Here is an 18413-nt window from a genome sequence, read left to right as displayed (position 1 = left end):
GCAGTGCGCTGGCCTGCTTTGGGAATTGCGTGTCTTCTGCTCAGCGGGTGGAGTTCGGTCGCGATCTCGCAGCAGCCCAAGCGTTCAGGAAATCTCGTTGCGTTGGTCGACTCTATGCTGAACCTGCCCGCAGGACCTAGTATTCGTACTTCGACGTTTCTATTGCGCCAAGGCTCGGTTCAGCTTTCACTTCGCGTTGAGACGTTCTACTCCACCGACACCTCTATCGATGAGCGCGTCAATCGTTGCGTCGCGAATCCGGCTAAGCGCACGATCACATGCGACTTGCGGTTTGTAGATAACGTAGCCTCTGACCTCAACATTATGGATCGTTCGCAATCCCAGGCGACGGTTAATGAAGTTCGTCGTCGTTTGCTGAAATGGATCGTCGCACATGAGGTCGGCCACATCGCTCTCAAGCATGTCACCAGTGACTATGCGGACCCACTATCGGGCTACCTCGTCTTTGTTCCCGCTCAACAGCGTTTAGAACTCGCGGCCGACGCATACGCTCTGCGACTGATCGGCAATCTGAAACGCGGCGATCCGAAAGATTACGCTATGCTACTCGGAATTGTAAATGCGCTCATTAGGCAGAAGCTCTGTCCAGAGACGTTTCCAATTCCGTGTAACCGATTGGCTCCGGGAGTAGGTATCATCTTCAACAGCGGCGATGGGGACAACGAACCGATTCGCATCACCGCGGGAGGCGCTCACCCTGAATTTGTGGCTCGCTTCCTGCGTCTGGTCTACTTGGCTGGTCAAGAGACGAACGAGAACACTATAGATCATCTCGCTAAGCAGGTAATCGACAAGCTGCTTGTAGAAGTGCCCGGAAAGGGCTGGTTGAAGCTCGACGCTGCATTCGAGCCTCAGGGTTAATGGATTTATCCGCCACGTGTCAAAATGCGATCTGGCGGAGAGGGTAGGTTTGACGCTAGCCCGATACTCGGCCGGACTTACGCGTGAAGGGCACAGTGTGAGAGCAACGGCTCCACCAAACTTGGAGTTTAAGCGTGGGTCTGCTCCTACCCGAAGCAAAGACTAGGTCTTCCCAGCCTTCCAGAATTTTGAGGTTGCGTGGCCCATGAGTGCTTCTCCAAATCAAAACTTCGATAACCGCAGATCCGTCATGGTACTGGTCCATGTCGCCGATGACGGGAGATCGTGCCCTGCCGCGAGCATCAGCGAAACAGGCGTGTAACTGCGCGCGAAACTAAATGAATGGATCTAAAACGTTCGTAGCGCCTTTGTGCCGCAGCGGTCTTGGAGTCTATTTTCGCCGCGTGACAGTTGCGTGCTTTCCGGCGCATTGATGTGCTCCGTTACGTCGTGAGATTCCGCCTCTCGAAGGTACCGCAAACCAGGCAGCGCATGAAGCGCTCGTTCTCGCTTTTCGGTTGCGGGCCGTCCGGCGGGCCTTCGCGCCTGCTCTTCGCGTCCAATGCTTGTAGCGTCCCCCGAGGCAGGGGGTACTCGCGGTTCGCGGCAAGTTGCCGCACAACCTACGCGCTAAGCTTCTCTTGTCAAAAGAACATTCTCATGAAAGAATCTGCGTTTAATTTATTCACGCGATGGTTGTGCAGTCATAATTCCGGCTTCCTAACGTCTTCGATCCCAGGATGAGAAGCGCGCGGGGTGCGTACATGCACGACGCGTCCGTGAGCAGAGCTGAAATGGACCGCCCGGGCGGCAGTAGTCGTTTGCCGAGCGTCGGCCAACCGCGCAGCACCGGCCCGCTACCATCCATCTCGCTTCCTAAGGGCGGCGGCGCCATCTGCGGGATGGGCGAGAAGTTCGCCGCCAACCCTGTCACCGGCACCGGCTCGATGACCGTGCCGATCCCCACAAGCCCCGGCCGTGCGGGGTTCACGCCGCAGCTCTCGCTCTCCTATGATTCTGGGGCTGGCAACGGTCCCTTTGGTTTCGGGTGGTCGCTCTCGCTCCCGTCCATTACGCGCAAGACCGAGAAGGGGCTGCCTCAGTACGACGACGCCGGCGAGTCGGACGTCTACGTCCTCTGCGGCGCGGAAGACCTCGTGCCTATTCTCGAGGCGGACGGTGGCAGGGCCAAGGATGACGTCGGCGCTCCGGGCTTCACGATTCATCGCTATCGCCCGCGCGTCGAGGGTCTCTTCGCGCGCATCGAGCGATGGACGAATCGAACCACCGGGGAGATCCACTGGCGCTCGATCACGCGTGAGAACGTCACGACCCTATACGGCCGCGACAACAACTCTCGCATCTTCGATCCAGCTAGCCCTGATCCAGCGCATCCGACGCGGGTCTTCACCTGGCTCATCTGCGCGAGCTACGACGACAAGGGTAACGCGATCGTCTACGATTATGCGTCCGAGAACGATGCTGGGGTCGACCAGGCGCTGGCCAACGAGCGCAACCGCACCCGCACAGCCAACCGCTACCTCAAGCGGGTCAAGTACGGCAATCGCGTCTCACGCCTCGTTCAGCCAGACCTTTCCCTGGCGACCTGGCTCTTCGAGGTCGTGTTCGATTACGACGAGGGCCACTACGAGGAGGTTCCTCTCACACAAGGGCAGCCTGCAGACGCGCAACACCAGCTTGTTCGCGCCTCATGGAAGACAGGCGGCAAGTGGGCAGTACGACCGGATGCCTTCTCATCGCATCGATCCGGTTTCGAGATCCGTTCGTGCCGCCGGTGCCGTCGCGTGCTGATGTTCCACCGCTTTGCCGAGCTGAATCAGGACCGGCTTGCGGAACTCGGCGACGAGCCCTGCCTGGTTCGCGCCATCGAGTTCGAGTACAGGGATCTCGACTATTCGAAGGCTCCGACGATCGATGACGAGCTCGGCCACCAGGGCAGCACGCAATTCGCGTCGTTCATTCAGTCCATCAGTCAGTCCGGTTTAGTGCGCGATGACGACAAAGTCGTCGTCGAACGTAACGGCGTCAAATACATTACCTATCTGAAGAGGGCCCTGCCTCCGCTCGCCTTCGAGTACAGCAAGGCAAAGATCCAAGATGAAATTCGGTGCCTCGATGCCGCTGCGACCGAGAATCTACCGGTCGGCGTCGACGGCTCTATCTACCAATGGGTTGATCTCGATGGCGAAGGCGTTTCGGGAATCCTGACGGAACAGGCCGGGGCATGGTTTTACAAGCCAAATCTTGGAGAAGGCCGTTTTGGAGCGCTGCAGGTCGTTCGCACCAAGCCTTCGTTGTTCGCGATGGCGAGTGGCGGGACACAGCTCCTCGACCTATCGGGCGACGGTCAGCTCGATGTGGTGTCGTTCACCGGCCCAGCCCCAGGCTTCTACGAACGGACACAAGACGAGAGCTGGGATACGTTCCGAGCGTTCAGCAAGCTGCCGAACGTTCGTTGGAACGAGCCAAATCTTCGCTTCATCGACTTGGACGGCGACGGCCACGCCGATGTTCTCATCACGGAAGACAACGTCTTCAGCTGGCATCCATCCCTTGCGCAAGACGGATTCGGCCCAGCTCGTAAGGTTCATCAGCCGCGCGACGAGGAGCGCGGGCCACGTCTGGTGCTCTCCGACCAAACGCAGTCCATCTACCTCGCCGATCTCTGCGGCGACGGCCTCACCGACGTGGTGCGGATTCGGAACGGCGAAGTCTGCTACTGGCCGAATCTCGGCTATGGCCGCTTCGGCGCCAAGGTCACCATGGACAACGCGCCATGGTTCGATAACCCAGATCAGTTCGAGCAGCGACGCATTCGGCTGGCCGACATCGACGGCTCGGGAACGACCGACATCATCTACCTGCATCGAGACGGCGTGCGCATCTACTTCAACCAGTCGGGAAACCGCTGGAGCAAAGCGCGCCATCTTCCGACCTTCCAGCGCATCGACAATCTATCGTCGATATCAACAGCCGACCTGCTCGGAAACGGAACCGCGTGCCTGGTTTGGTCATCGCCGCTGCCCGCCGACTCGCGACGCCCGATTCGCTACATCGACTTGATGGGCGGGCAAAAGCCTCACCTGCTCGTCCGCTCGAGGAACAACCTTGGTGCCGAGACGCAGGTCGAATACGCGTCCTCCACGAAGTTCTATCTGGAGGACAGACTAGCGGGCAAGCCGTGGATCACGCGGCTGCCGTTCCCGGTGCACGTCGTCGAACGCATGACGACGTTCGATCGCATCAGTGGTAATCGCTTCGTCGCCTCCTACAAGTACCACCACGGCTGCTTCGACGGCGTCGAGCGCGAGTTTCGTGGATTCGGAATGGTCGAACAGAAAGACACCGAAGAGTTCGCGACCTTCTCAGGTGCGCAGCTAGGCGCTACCAACGTCGATGCAGCTTCGCATGTGCCACCGGTGCTGACGAAGACCTGGTTTCACACGGGCATCTATCTAGGGCGAGACCACGTCTCCGACTTCTTCGCCGGCCTCCTCGATGACAAGGATGTCGGCGAGTACTACCGAGAGCCGGGGCTCACCGACGACGAGGCGAGGGAGCGGCGGCTTCCGGACACGGTTCTGCCCAAGCGTCTGACCATCGACGAGGAACGCGAGGCGTGCCGTGCTCTCAAGGGCATGATGCTGCGCCAGGAGGTGTACGCGCTCGACGCGACCCACAACTCTTCGCTTGAGGAGAAGAAGCGCGCGGCCACGCCCTTCACGGTCGTCGAGCAGAACTTCACACTCCGGCGCCTGCAGCTGCGGGGAGAAAATCGGCATGCTGTCTTCTTCGCCCATGCGCGCGAGGTGCTCAGCAGCCACTACGAGCGCAATCCGTCCGACCCGCGCATCAGCCACGCGCTCACGCTCGACGTCGATCCCTTTGGGAACGTCTTGAAGTCTCTCGCCGTTGCCTATGGTCGTCGAACGCCTTCGACGGATCCGGCGCTGACAGCGGAAGACAAGGCGAAGCAGTCTCAGCTGCTCATCACGTACACGGAGAGCAGCTACACGCAGAACGAGATTCCCCCTGCAGTTCTCACAGCGGGGCATCACCGCGCACCTCTCGCAGCCGAGGCTCGAAGCTACGAGCTGACGGGGTTCGCGCCCGCGAAGGGCGCGCGGTTCAGCTTCGCGGAGTGGTTCGGGAACAACTTCGCCCTACTCGCGTCGGCGGCGGAAATTCCATACGAACTCAAGGCCGATGTCACCAAGAAGCAGAAACGCCTCATCGAGCACGTGCGCACGCTTTATCGCAAGGACGACCTGAGCACCCTGTCGCCGCTCGGCAAGGTTGAGTCGCAGGCTTTGCCGGGCGAGACCTACAAGCTGGCGCTGACGTTCTCGCTCCTTGCTCAGGTCTTCACGCGAAGGCAGGCCGGTCAACCCGACGAGGCGCTGCTACCGAACCCGAACGCACTGCTCGAAGGAAAAGGCAGTGATCAAGGTGGATACGTCGCCTGGGACGGGAACTGGTGGATACCGTCCGGCAAGGTCTTCTTCGATTCGGGAGCGAACACGGCTAATCCCGTGCTGACCCTCGCCTCCGAGTTGAGCGCGGCGCGCCAGCACTTCTTCGTTCCGCGGAGCGCTACCGACGCGTTCGGCCAGACGACGATTGTCGAATACGACGCCTACGATCTGCTCGTCATCCGAACTACAGACCCGGTCGGCAACTCCGTCGCGGCCATAAATGACTACCGCGTTCTACAACCAAAAGGGGTTATTGATGCTAATAGCAACCGATCGGCGTCGGCTTTCGACGCGCTCGGGATGGTTGTCGCCACCACGGTGATGGGCAAGCCTGGAGAGCCGCTCGGCGACTTGCTGGAAGGCTTCAGTGCGGACCCGACGTTGTCGAACCTCCAAGCCTTCTTCGCCGATCCTCATGCACAAGCGGCAACGTTTTTGGGCAAGGCGACCAGTCGCATCGTTTATGACCTCGATCGCTACAAGCGGGCTGGGCAGCCCCCGTTCGCAGGTACGTTAGCGCGCGAAACCCACTTCGAACCGGCGCGCGACAGTGAGACCAAGATCCAGCTCAGCTTTTCCTTCTCGGACGGGTTTGGTCGCGAGATCCAGAAGAAGATTCAGGCTGAGCCTGGCGACGCGCCCCAGCGCCAGCCGCCAGTGCCGTTGCCCAGCGGAGACATCCGCCCGGGCGATCTCGTTCGTGACGGACAAGGCAAGGTGGTGCCGGCAAATGCTCCCCGCCGCTGGGTCGGCTCAGGTCGGACGGTCTTCAACAACAAAGGCAAGCCCGTCAAGCAGTACGAGCCCTTCTTCAGCGCGACTTACCTCTACGAGGGCGAGCCTGACGTTACGGACACGGGCGCCAGCCCCGTGCTCTTCTACGACCCCATCGAGCGCGTCGTCGCTACGCTGCATCCGAATCACAACTACGCGAAAGTTGTCTTCGATCCCTGGAAGCAGACGATTTTCGATGTGAACGACACTGTCGGACCAAGCGGCAACCAAACTGGAGATCCGCGCACCGATCCAGACATCAAGGGCTACGTTCGTGAGTACTTCAAGACTCAGCCCGTGAACTGGGAAACGTGGCACGCGCAGCGAATCGACAACGCCATGGGTGCGCCCGAGCGAGATGCGGCCCAAAAAGCCGAAGCGCACGCGAACACGCCGACCACGGTGCATCTCGATGTCGTTGGCCGCGTCTTCATCACGCTCGCTCACAACAACTACGTGCGCAACGGTGCGGCTGTCAACGAACGATACGCCACCCGCGTGGAACTCGACATCGAGGGCAATCAGCGGGCGGTGCGCGACGCCTTCAAGAAGGGGATCGACCCGCAGGGCAACGCGATCGTTGACGAACTTGGGCGCATCGTCATGCGCTACGACTACGACCTCCTCGGCAACCGGATTCGCCAAGCCAGCATGGAAGCAGGTGAGCGCTGGATGCTGAGCGATGCGGTCGGAAGGCCCATTCGCGCTTGGGACAGCCGACTTTTTTTGCGTCGCATGACGTACGACGAGCTTCGCCGCCTCACGGGTCTCTTCGTGACGGAGAACGGTGCGGAGCGCCTTGCCGAGCGCACGGTCTACGGCGAAGGCCAAGGCGATGCCGCCAACCACCGCGGTCAGATCTTTCAACGCTACGACCGCGCCGGCGTGGTCACGAATGTGGCTTACGATTTCAAGGGCAATCTGCTTAAGCAACAACGCGACTTGCTACCGAACTACAAATTGGCCGTGAATTGGCTGCAGAACCCCGCGGCGACAGACGGCACCTTCACAAACAGCACGACGTTCGATGCCCTCAACCGCCCGCTCATAGTCACCTTTCCGGACGGAAGCGTCTATCAGTCGACCTTTAACGAGGCAAATCTCCTCGATAAGGTCGATGTGCGGTTTCGCGGTGCAGGCGTTGCCACTGTCTTCGTGACGAACGTTGACTACAACGCCAAGGGGCAGCGCGTGCAGATCGATTACAAAAACGGCGCCACCACCACGTACGAATACGACCCGCTCACCTTTCGCCTCTCGCGTCTGAAAACGACCCGCCCCGCAACCTCCGACGCGACTGCATCGCAGCTTTTCAAAGATCCTTCGGTGGTGCAGGACCTGCGCTACTCGTATGATCCTGTCGGCAACATCACGCGGATCGACGACGCCGCGCTTAAGACCATCATCCGAGCCGGCCAAACCGTCGAGCCGGTGGGCGCGTACACCTACGACGCCGTCTACCGGCTCATCCAAGCGGAGGGGCGCGAGCACATCGGACAGAACACCTTCGATTTCAATCCGCCGAACGACGACTATCGCGACTACCCGTTCGTCGGCCATCGAGCACATCCGAACGATCTGCAGGCGTTGCGCAACTACGCCGAGCGATACGAGTACGATCCGGTCGGCAATTTCGAGGCGCTCGTCCACGCCGCGAACGGTACCGGTTGGACGCGCCGCTACAACTACCAGGAGAACAGCCTGCTCGAGGCAGGCAAGAAGAGCAACCGGCTGACGAGAACCACCGTGGGTAACGGGCTCAATCAGGTCGAGCCCTACGCGCATGATCCCCACGGCAACATGACCTCCATGCCGCGTCTCGCGGCCTTGGTCTGGGACTTCAAGGATGATCTGCGGCAGGCCGACCTAGGAGGCGGCGGCTCGGCTTACTACGTCTACAACAGCGCCGGTCAGCGCGTACGGAAGGTCATCGAATCGCAGAACGGCGTGCGCAAAAAGGATCGGTTGTACCTCGGTGGCTTCGAGATCTATCGCGAGTACAACGGAGTCGGGATCAGTCTTGCACGAGAGTCGCTGCACGTGTTGGACGATAAGCAGCGCATTGCGCTCGTCGAAACTCAGACAATCCAGGACGGAAACGCGGTCGATGGCCCCGTGCCTCTGCAGCGATACCAGCTCGGAAACCACCTCGGCTCGTCCAGTGTGGAGTTGGACAAGGACGGCGCGCTGATCGCGTACGAGGAATACCACCCGTACGGAACGACTTCGTTACAGGCTGGACGCAGCGTTGCCGAGGTCAGCCTCAAGCGCTATCGATATACGGGCAAGGAAAGAGATGAGGAAACTGGCTTTACTTATCACGGTGCACGCTACTGTGCGCCGTGGCTTGCGCGCTGGACGTCGGCTGATCCTCTCGGAATTCCGGTGTCTGGAGGGAGCAGTACGAGCCTGAAGCGGGGCCGCAGCAAGGCGGCCGAGCCGACGGAGCCAGTGCCCGCCATTGCGGTGTCGCTCAACTTATATACGTACGTCGTCAATCATCCAACGTCTCTGGTCGATTCAGATGGACGCGCGCCGCGTTCGGCAGCGGCACAGGATCTGCAGGCGCGGGGCGCAAGCGGTGCGGGCGAAGGCGTAGCTATCGCTCCGAAGGGGGCGGGATCCTCGATGACCGGAGCGGCGGCCGTTGCCGCCGCCGCCCCGAAGTCTTCCGGCGCAAAGTCGTCTTCCGCGAAGTCGGGCTCCAGCAAGGCTAGCGGCAAGGGAGTCTTCGAGACCATCGTGAGCGGTCTTCGTGCCGCCAGCGAGTGGATGCGCGAATGGCTGCCGGGGCTGATCGCCGCGCCACTTGCAGGACTCGTGGACATTCTGGCAGGCGCCATCAGGAGCATCGGCGGCATCTTTTCCTGGAAAAGCGACAACGTCGTCCAGGGCCTCAAGGACATGGGCCTGGGCGCGCTTAGCATTATCGGCCTCAAGGAGGTGGTCGCCGAGAAGTGGGATACGCCGATAGGCACCAGCGTGAATTTCAAAGGCCCCAAAACTCTCGCCGGCGACATCGAGAACGCCAATTCAATCGTGTGGAAGATGAATCCCCGCGGCTCTTCCTCGGATCCGGCAAAGAATGGCATGCACTCCTGGCATGCCGCCACTAATGCAGCGCTCGCCAACCGCATGGGCCCCATCGGTGCAGTCCTGCTGTGGATCGGCGGCCTGATCCATGAGAGTCCGATCGACCGGGGTTCGTTCCAGGCGGAACAGCGCGCCCAAGGGACGGTGAACCACATCCTCGATTCCACCACGGACATCGTGGCGAACACCTTCGGCATCCTGCTCGGATTCCTGCTGCCGCGAAGGGTGGCCGTTCGAGCCGCCGCATTTCTGGGAAATTACATCCCAGGTCCCGGCGACCCGGATCCAACCGGTGCCGGCACGGGCGGATACACCGGAAATCCCGCGGATGCCTGGGGCCAGTACCCGCATTGAGGAGTGAACCGACTGAGATCGTCGAGTGTGAAACGAAGTCTGCTAACGCTTGCCGGCACGGGCTGGCTCGCCCTGGGAGCATGTTCGATGGGATCGAAACCTGGAGTCGCGCTGCAAGACGTCCCGTTCGAAGAGGGGCCGTACATCGTACAGCGCGGAGAGAATTTCTATCTCCACTATCGCCTGGCTGCGGGTGCGGACGAGCGGCCGCGCCCGCGCATGGTGGTCGACTCGAAGAAAGCACAGGACAAGGCCTTCTATTTCTTCATTGGCCCCATCAGTAATCCAGAGCGGGGCAACGTGATCGAGAGGCCTCTGGCTTCCGATGGACTGATGGAGTTTGCACGGCGCGGCGCTCTGTACTGGCTGAATCCAGACGGATCGGAGATCCCCCTGGAGATCAGGCGAGAGGCCGAGCACAGGCGTGAGTGAGCGAGAAGTCAGGCACGCACGGGAGCGGGTAGTTCCCGCGAGGAGCGACCAAGCCATGAACAACATCACTTTCCCTTTAAGGCCGCAGATGAGGGGGCCCGAAGTGGCCGATCTGCAGGAGGCACTGCGGCAACTCCTCGAGCGAACTGCGGTTCTTCGTGACGACGAACGGGCCCGCCGGGAGCTGGCGACTGCGCTGCAGCGCGAGTACGAGGCGCAATCGTTTGGAGATGCGACTCGGAAGGTAGTTGCCATCTTCCAACAAGAGCGGCACCTCGGAGAGGGCGGTGCAGTCGACTCTGCAACCGCCGGTGCGCTGAATGCGCTGTTGCGGGAGTGGGGCCTACTGGACCAACCGGCTGGGCCTACGAGCCAAGTGGTTGGCGGTGAGGTCCGTCGAGAAAGCGGCGCGCCGTTGAAGGGCGTCCGAGTTCTCGCTGTCCACGTCGTGGATGGGCGCGCCGTACGACTCGGCGAGGATACGACCGATGGCGAAGGTCGCTACACGATTCGCTACGACGTCCTTCCCGACCTTCGGCGAATTGACCTGCGCGTCTCGGTGGTCGGTGAAGACGAAAAACCGCTTGCCAGCTCCGATGTCGTGCGTGGCGCCAAGCCTTTGGAGATCATCGATCTCAAAGTGCCGATCACTTTGCCCCCTTCCGCGCAGAGACTCGAGGGTCGCGTTGTGCTGGAGCATGGCCTGAATGCCGAGAAGCTGACGCTCCGTCTGTACCGGTGCGACTTCGGGGGAAATGCCACCAAGCTGGCGGAAACTACGACCGTCGCCGGGGGACGGTACTCGTTCGCGTACGATTCCGCGGGCAAGGCCCTCAGCCTGGAGGTCCGTGCCGTCGATGGTGCTGGCAATGAGATACCGCTCTCGAAGCCGGTGAACGATCTCCCAGGAGAGGCGCGGCGCGCGCTGAATCTCGTTGCACCCGCCGCCCTGCAGCCGTTGGCACCGGAGTACAAGCGGCTTACGGAAGACGTAGCACCGCTCGTAGGCGACCTGAAGAAGCTAGCCGACGCGAAGGAGAATGCCGAGCGGCAGGACCTCACTGTTCTGAACCGCGCCACCGGCTGGGATGCGCGGCTACTGACCTGCGCGGCTACGGCACAGCGCCTGGGCGCGGATGGAGACGTGGGCCTCTCTGGCGAGGCGTTGTACGGGCTCCTTCGTGCTGGCCTGCCGTCGGACAAGTTGCTGCTAGCCCACGTTGCACCCGACGTCGCCGAGCGTGCGCTCAAGACGGTTCGCGATGCTGGGATCGTCGCGCTCGATGATCAGGCGGTGGCGCAGTTCAAGCAGCAATTCACGACTTTCGCGAGCAAGGTTCGCCTCTCCATCGCAGTCCCTGGGTCGCGGTCGACGTACGCGGAGATGCTGAAGGCATCGGGGCTCAACGACCAAGATCAAGCGAAGTTCGCAACCGCGTACCTTAGCCACCGAGGCGCGCCTACCGACCTTTGGGACAGCGCACGCAAGGAAGGGCTCGACGATGTGAAAGTCCGCAAGCTCCAGCTCCAGGGCAAGGTGTCGTTTCTCACGGGTGGCAGCGAGAAGCTGACGGCCCGTATCCAGCAAGCTTTGGACAAGAGCGATCCCGCGGAGCTCGCCGAGAAGGATCTCGATCGTGGCGGCCCTTGGGTCGATGAAATCCACGCTGTGGCCGGAATTCCCGCGAACCGTCGCGACAACCTCACGGACGCCGACAAGAAGCAGCTCGAAGCCTTGATTCCACCCGCATTTGCCGGTGCGACCGTCGAAGCACGGCGCAACCTGTGGGCGGAGGACATGGCCCGCAAGGTGCGTTTGAGTTACCCGACCCAAGTGGTCGCGCGCTCAATCGAGCGCGACGGAACCGATTCGTTCAGGCTCGGAGCCGCGCGGGACAAGACCGTGCAGCTCCTCAAGAACGCCGCGACGCAGGGCTTCCGGCTAGGGCAGACGCCGGCCGCAGCGTTCTTCGAAACGCACGCCGGAGCACGAGCAGGGCTCACCGATGCCGAATTCGGCACCATCGAGAAGCACGTTACGGCGCTGCAGCGCGTCTACCAAATCACGCCCAACAACGAGGCGATGCCCGTTCTGTTGTCCCTCGGCATGACGTCGGCGTATGACGTGATGGCGTACACCGAATCGGAGTTCATGAAGCTCCACGCGGCGAAGTACCTTGAGCTCTACAAGGCCGTTCCCACACAAGCGGAGTCTCGGCTTGTGTACCGGAAGGCGACGCAAGTTAGCAGCGTGACATACAACCTGCTCAGCATCGCGAAGAAGCTCGACAGTGAACTACCTGTGTTCGGAATATCCGCACCCGCGCAAGTGCGCGAGAGCACCAAGAACGAGCTGATCAAGCACTTCCCGACCATGGAGTCGCTCTTCGGCTCGATGGATTTCTGCGAGTGCGAGCACTGCCGCTCGGTCCTCAGTCCTGCGGCGTATCTTGTGGATATTCTCCAATTCGTCGATGCCGAGCCGGAAGTGTGGGGGAACTTTCTGGCTCGCTGGAAGGATGCGCACGGCGGTCAGGACTACACCGCGAAGTACAAGAAGCCCTACGACGCGCTCATTGAGCGCCGGCCTGACCTTCCATATATCCCGCTCACCTGCGAGAATACCAACACTGCGCTCCCATACATCGATCTGGTCAACGAAATTCTTGAATACTACGTCGCGCATGACGGGCTCGAAGCCGCCGCGGCGCGCGACACCGGAGACGCAACCACGCCCGAGCTCCTTGCGGAACCTCAGAATATTATTCGCGAAGCGTACGATAAGGTCCGCGATGCGAAGTATCCGCTCACGCTGCCCTTCGATCTGTGGATCGAAACTGTGCGCGCGTTCTGCGACTACTTCGAGACGCCGCTGTCGAGAGTGCTCGAGGTGCTCCGTGCGAGTGATGACCTCTTCGTCCCAGCGCAGGTCTACGATCGCGCAGGCATTTTCCTGGAGTCGTTGCGACTGTCGCCGACTGAGATCGACCTGTTCACGAATCCCGATCCTCTGGCGAAGTGGTACGAACTCTATGGGTTCAAGAATGCGGCCGAGGCGACGACGGCAGCAACTGATGCCGACACGAAGCAGCGGATCGACCTCAACTCCGCCAAGGCGCTGTCGCGTCGGCTGGGGGTGACTTACAAGCAGCTCGTCGAACTCGTGCAGACGGCCTTCGTCAACCCGAGGCTGGATCAGCTCGTGGTGCTGTACAAGCTTCGCGTCAGCATCAGCAGTGTCCGGCTCTGCCGTGATGCCAATAACAAAGCTCTCTACGACCACAACCAGGATCTTCTCGACCCCGCATTGCCGCTAGGGCAGCGACTCCCCAAGGAGCGGGCGGCGCTATCTGCCGCTAAGCAGGCGCGCTTCGACGCCTTGTCACAGGACGACTGGCAGACGATCAACGAGATCGAGGCTTTCGAGGGGCTGCTCGACGAGTTCAGCAAGAAGTTTGGTTTGCCCGTTGTGCAGATCAACGCCGAGCTGCAGGGCATTCCGTTCGATCAAATCTTGGTGCTTGCGGATCCGGATGCCGGTTGCGACTTCGACTCCACCGTCCTGCGCTACGCCGACGGCCATGCGGTGGACGAAATCGCCTTCTTGAAGCTCAATCTGTTTGTGCGGCTCTGGCGGAAGCTGGGGTGGACCATCGAGGAGACCGATCGCGCCCTTTGTGCTTTCATGCCTACCAACGCGCCTTTCGAGAAGGCGACGCTCCGAAAGCGTCCGCTCATGACTGCGCTGATCTATCTCGCGCACCTTAAGGCGCTGGATGACAAGATTCGCGTAGGCAAGCAGAGCCGTGTGAAGCTGACGATGCTGTGGGCGAACTTCCCGACGACCGGGAAGAAATCGCTCTACGAACAGCTGTTCTTGAACCGCGCCGTTCTGAAGACCGACGACGTCTTCGACCATCCGCTCGGTCATTACCTGTCAGCGGCCTGGATCGCCACAGCGGCACAGAAGCGCCAGTTCGAGGTCCAGCTCGAGAACGTCAAGGTGGCGGATAAGATCGACCCGGCGCCGTTCGCAGGTGAGCCGAAAATCCAGATAGCATACGACGGCATTGAGGAGGTTCAGCATCTCTCGTTCCAAGGCGTTCTCACCGATGCCGAAAAGGCGGCGCTGGCCGCGCTGTCGCCGAACCCAAACCTTCCCGGGTTGCTCGATGCTGCGCAGACGAAGGGCAAGGAGTTTTTACTCATCAAGGGGCACCTGTTGGCGCTGCAGGGCGCGCTGGGCCTCACTCCAGACGACGTGCGGCGGATCCTTGAGGATGCCAGCAAGTCCCTGGATACGGCCGCGCTGTCGCTCGACCACGTCTCGCTTCTGTACCGATACGGTCTGCTGGCGAAGGGGTTGAAGCTGTCGGTGCAAGAGCTGATTGCTCTCAAGCAATTCTCCGACCTTGACCCATTCAAGGCGCTTCATGCTGATCCCCTAACGAAGCTGGAGGAGGACTATCCCTTCTCCCAAACACTACGTTTCGTGGAGGTCGGAGAGAAGGTCAAGGACACCGCGTTCAAGTTGGAGGATCTCGAGTACCTGCTCAGGCACCGCTTCGACGAGACCGGCAAGTATCGCCCGAACCGGGAAAGCACGCTGGCGCTCTTGAAGACGCTGTCTGACGGCATCCGAGCGATACGTTCCGACAACGCTATTCCCGTGGATCCCGGTGCGATGGGCGAGGAAGTGCTGCGGCAGAAGCTCGGTCTGGTCCTGCCTCCCGATGTGGTCGAACGCTTTTTGGCGATGATTAACGGCACCGCGGAGTTCACGGCCACCAAATCGCCCGTGGCACTCGCCAATCAGCTCAACGTCGAGAGGTTCAGCGGCGAACCCGCGTTCAGAGAGGTCGTCTACAGCGGAGTGCGGCAAGAGCAGAAGCTCACGTATCGAGGCGTGCTGCTCGACCCCGGCGAGAAGGCAGCGCTGCGGGCCCGGTTGCCAAAACCGGTGCCACCGAACCCGCACGTGCCGTCGGCGGTTCTGAGCGATTTGCTGGACGATGTGGAGAAGCAGGCGCGCGCCTTCTTCGAGAAGCACCTCCAGAAGCAAGCCGCAAATGTTCAACCCGCGACCGGGTTCCTCGATGCCGCGGACTTTCCGTTGCTGTTCGCACCGGCACCTGCCGGTTTGACAGAGGTTCAGCAGCAGAATCGACTTCGGCAACAACGTACGCGGCTCGCGAACGCCTTCTTGCCGTTCTTGCAAGAGCGCCTGATCCGACAATTTGTGGTCCAAGCGCTGACCGCGTATACGGCAGCCGAGCCGGTGCTCGCTGAATCACTGCTAACGGATGTGCGCCTTCTCGGTTTGGTTCCGTCGGGAGGTGCCGGCACGCAGTCCCTGCTCGCGGCCCTGTCTGCGTCCGGCGACCGCGGACTGAGCGTGGACTTCTTCGCCTCGACGGACGGGACCGGTGTAGCCCTTAGTTCGCTTGTCTTTCCAGACGCCGACACTGGACTCAAGGACAAGAACAACAATCTGATTCGACCCGTGGCGGCGAGGAGCGCGACATTCGATGGCTACCTCGAAGTGCGCGCCGCCGGCGCGTACCGGTTCTTCGTTGCGCTCGACAAACAGAACGGAGCGGTCGAGGTCCGTTTCGAGCACCTGCCTGGGGGCCTATTTTGGAGCGGCGCGGCGGCCGCGGACGGTGCGGTGCTGGGCGACAAGCCGAACGAGTACATCGAACTGAAGCCGGGGGGTCCGTACCGATTCACCGTCAAGCTGCGAAACCTGGGAGGCGGCGACGCGCGGATCCTGGTGCAGGGGGAGGCGAGCCCGAAGGACAACCTGTCCCAGCTTGCGCTCTATCCGATTACTACGCTTAGCGGTGCCGAGCGCGCCGTGAACTTGCTGACGAAGGCCCTCGGTCTCGCGCAGGGCTTAGGTCTGAATGAGCGCGAACTCCGCTATTTGCTGACCCACGCGGGTGACTTCGGCAACTTGGACCTCAAGAAGATGCCCACCGTCGTCGTGGATGATTCTCCTGCCGGGGCTGCCGACCTCTTCGGCCAGTTCTTGCGAATGCTCGAGTACGTGAGGATTAGGAGCGCGACCGCCGGCGGCACAGACGATCTCATCGGCGTGTTCGAAACCAATCAGACCGGCGACATCGACAAGGTCTACTCGGCGATCGCAAAGCTCGTGCGCCGGGATGACGCCACCGTCAAGGCCGCCGCGAGGGTGCTTGCCTCCTCGCCGGCGTTCGCGAGTGAAGTGCCGCTGGGGCGGTTGTGGTATGCGCTGGAGGTGGTCGAACGTTTCGGCGTCCCGGTTGCGTCGGTGGCTGGCTGGACCCGAATTGCCGGTGCTGGGGCAACCCAAGAGCAGCGCTTCGCGGTGGCGAGGGACCTGAAGGAAGCCATCAAGGCGCGCTTTGAGCCCGAGGTGTGGCAGCGTCTTGCACAGCCGATCTTCGACAAGCTTCGCCAGCGTCAACGTGACGCCTTGGTGAATCACGTCATGCATCAGCGCGGCTTTGCTCGCATCGAGCAGCTCTACGAGTACTTTCTCATCGACCCCGGCATGGAGCCGGTCGTGCAGACGTCGCGCATCCGGCTGGCGATTGGGTCCGTGCAGCTGTTCATCCAGCGGTGCTTGCTCAATCTCGAAGCGAACGTTCCACCTGCGGCGCTCATCAATGGCAAGCAATGGGAGTGGATGAAGCGCTACCGGGTCTGGGAAGCGAACCGAAAGATTTTCCTGTTCCCAGAGAACTGGCTCGAGCCGGAGTTCCGCGACGACAAGACGCACCTCTTCAGCGATCTGGAGGGTGCGCTGATGCAGGGCGACGTATCCAACGACCTCGTCGAGGACGCGTTCCTCACCTACCTGAGGAAGCTCGAGGAACTCGCGCGGCTGGACATCGTGGCCATGCATCTCGAGGACAAAACGGACCCAGCGCCGAATACGCTGCACGTTATTGGGCGAACGCACGGCGAACCGCACAAGTACTTCTACCGTCGCTACGCAGACCAGATGTGGACGCCGTGGGAGCCGGTGACTGCCGAGATCGAAGGTGATCATCTCGCTCCCGTAGTTTGGCGTGATCGTCTCTACCTCTTCTGGGTCACGTTCCTCGAGAGGCCCAAGCAGACCGGCGGTGAGGCGCGTACAATCAAGGCTGGGGACTCTGTCCGTATTGAAGCCGCTGAGTCTGAGCTGGAAGCTCACCTTCACTGGAGCGAATACGTGCGAGGCGAGTGGACGATTCGAGAATCCAGTGGGCTCCATTCTGGCGGCGATCAGGTGCTCAGGGCCGACAGCACGTTCAAAGTGGATCAAGGCGATCTGGGGACGTTCTCTTTTCCTATCGTGCCTCGAATGGTTGGCATTCACGTGAGCAAGGAGCCGTATGACAACGGCGAAGAACGCGGCGTGTACATACACCTTCGCGCGCCCTTCGATCAGTCCTTTTACCTCGCCGGCCGAAACAGTATCCCAGAGAAGGCCACGTTCAGCAGCGCGCCAGCAAATCCGTACAGCGCAAACACTGTGAATGCCACGCAGTACGCGGGGAGCGGGCGCTTCAAGGTCACCTTCAACAGCCGGATAACGACAGGTCAGTCGGGTTATACTCTGACCCCTGAAACGCCAAGCATCCTCGATCAGGAGAGCGGCTCGTACACGATCCTTCTTTGTGACAACAACATTACACTCGGCGCCCCAAGTGCCGCATCAATCGCCGCCAGCGATCCGGCGGCCGTCCAAGAGGCCATAGAAAGCGGCCTCGCTGAAATTGCCTCGCTGATGAAGCCGCTGTTCTACCAGGACAACAGGCACACTCTTTTCGTCGAACCAAGCGTCGCCGAGCGGACCATCGAGGAGTGGCAGGAATGGGTGACACGCACTCCCCAACCAGATCCTGGTTGGATGGATCCAGACTGGTGGAAGGAAATCCCAGTTAAGCCTAAGATTCCACGGAAGTGGCCCGTTCCTACCCCGGGCGATCAGGCCTGGTCCGGCCCTATCGATCCGAGGTCGCTCGTGAAGGTGAAACCAGGAGAAGATTGGTTGGTAAACCCTGCGACCGGCCTGCTGTTCGACGGCGAACTCGTAGGACCATTGGGACGCCTTGACGCGACGATTCTTCCGTCCACCGAAGTCGGATCTGCCATCGCCCTGGGTGGGTCGACAGTGGATATCCATCCGGGCAGCAGCATCGGGGCGGGAAACGCGACCGTGATCGTCGGTACGGCTAGCGTTGAGAAAGGCGGCCTGAATCAGGTCCAGGGCGGCTTAAACATCATTGGCAGCGCCGGCCTGAACTCGACCCTCGCACAGAACGTTGATGCGCTCGCTCGTTCGGGCTTCGGCGCGAACACGGCAATGGGCCTCGGCGGCGGCACCATCGGTCATTGAGCTGTTGG

Annotated in this window: 4 protein-coding genes; all 4 read left to right on the top strand. The window is 61.1% G+C overall.

Translation table 11 applies throughout. The annotated features are described in order from the left end of the window. Positions 1–3 precede the first annotated feature (3 nt). The 4 genes from KUF59_RS38175 to KUF59_RS38160 all read left to right on the top strand — a co-directional run bounded on the left by KUF59_RS38175 (position 4) and on the right by KUF59_RS38160 (position 18405). Positions 4–882: a M48 family metalloprotease gene (locus KUF59_RS38175; RefSeq protein WP_258767890.1), complete on the top strand. Its 879-nt coding sequence runs from the start codon at positions 4–6 to the stop codon at positions 880–882. Between the two features lie 764 nt (positions 883–1646). Continuing rightward, positions 1647–9599, top strand: a complete 7953-nt coding sequence (locus KUF59_RS38170) for a SpvB/TcaC N-terminal domain-containing protein (RefSeq protein ID WP_258767889.1) — start codon at positions 1647–1649, stop codon at positions 9597–9599. 87 nt (positions 9600–9686) lie between these two features. After that, positions 9687–10031, top strand: a complete 345-nt coding sequence (locus KUF59_RS38165; RefSeq protein WP_258767888.1) for a hypothetical protein — start codon at positions 9687–9689, stop codon at positions 10029–10031. Positions 10032–10086: 55 nt separating this feature from the next. Then, positions 10087–18405 carry a neuraminidase-like domain-containing protein gene (locus tag KUF59_RS38160; protein WP_258767887.1) on the top strand — a complete coding sequence of 2773 codons (8319 nt, stop codon included), beginning with the start codon at positions 10087–10089 and terminating at the stop codon, positions 18403–18405. Positions 18406–18413: the final 8 nt, after the last annotated feature.

This window comes from Bradyrhizobium arachidis (assembly GCF_024758505.1).
GTDB lineage: Bacteria > Pseudomonadota > Alphaproteobacteria > Rhizobiales > Xanthobacteraceae > Bradyrhizobium > Bradyrhizobium manausense_C.
Note: the sequence above shows the minus strand (reverse complement) of the source record. Positions and strands in the feature narration are given on the sequence as shown.

What these genes read in the sequence shown, in the direction of transcription:
- KUF59_RS38165 (WP_258767888.1), top strand. Translation starts at nt 9,687, where the DNA reads ATGGGATCGAAACCTGGAGTCGCGCTGCAAGACGTCCCGTTCGAAGAG.
- KUF59_RS38170 (WP_258767889.1), top strand. Translation starts at nt 1,647, where the DNA reads ATGCACGACGCGTCCGTGAGCAGAGCTGAAATGGACCGCCCGGGCGGC.
- KUF59_RS38160 (WP_258767887.1), top strand. Translation starts at nt 10,087, where the DNA reads ATGAACAACATCACTTTCCCTTTAAGGCCGCAGATGAGGGGGCCCGAA.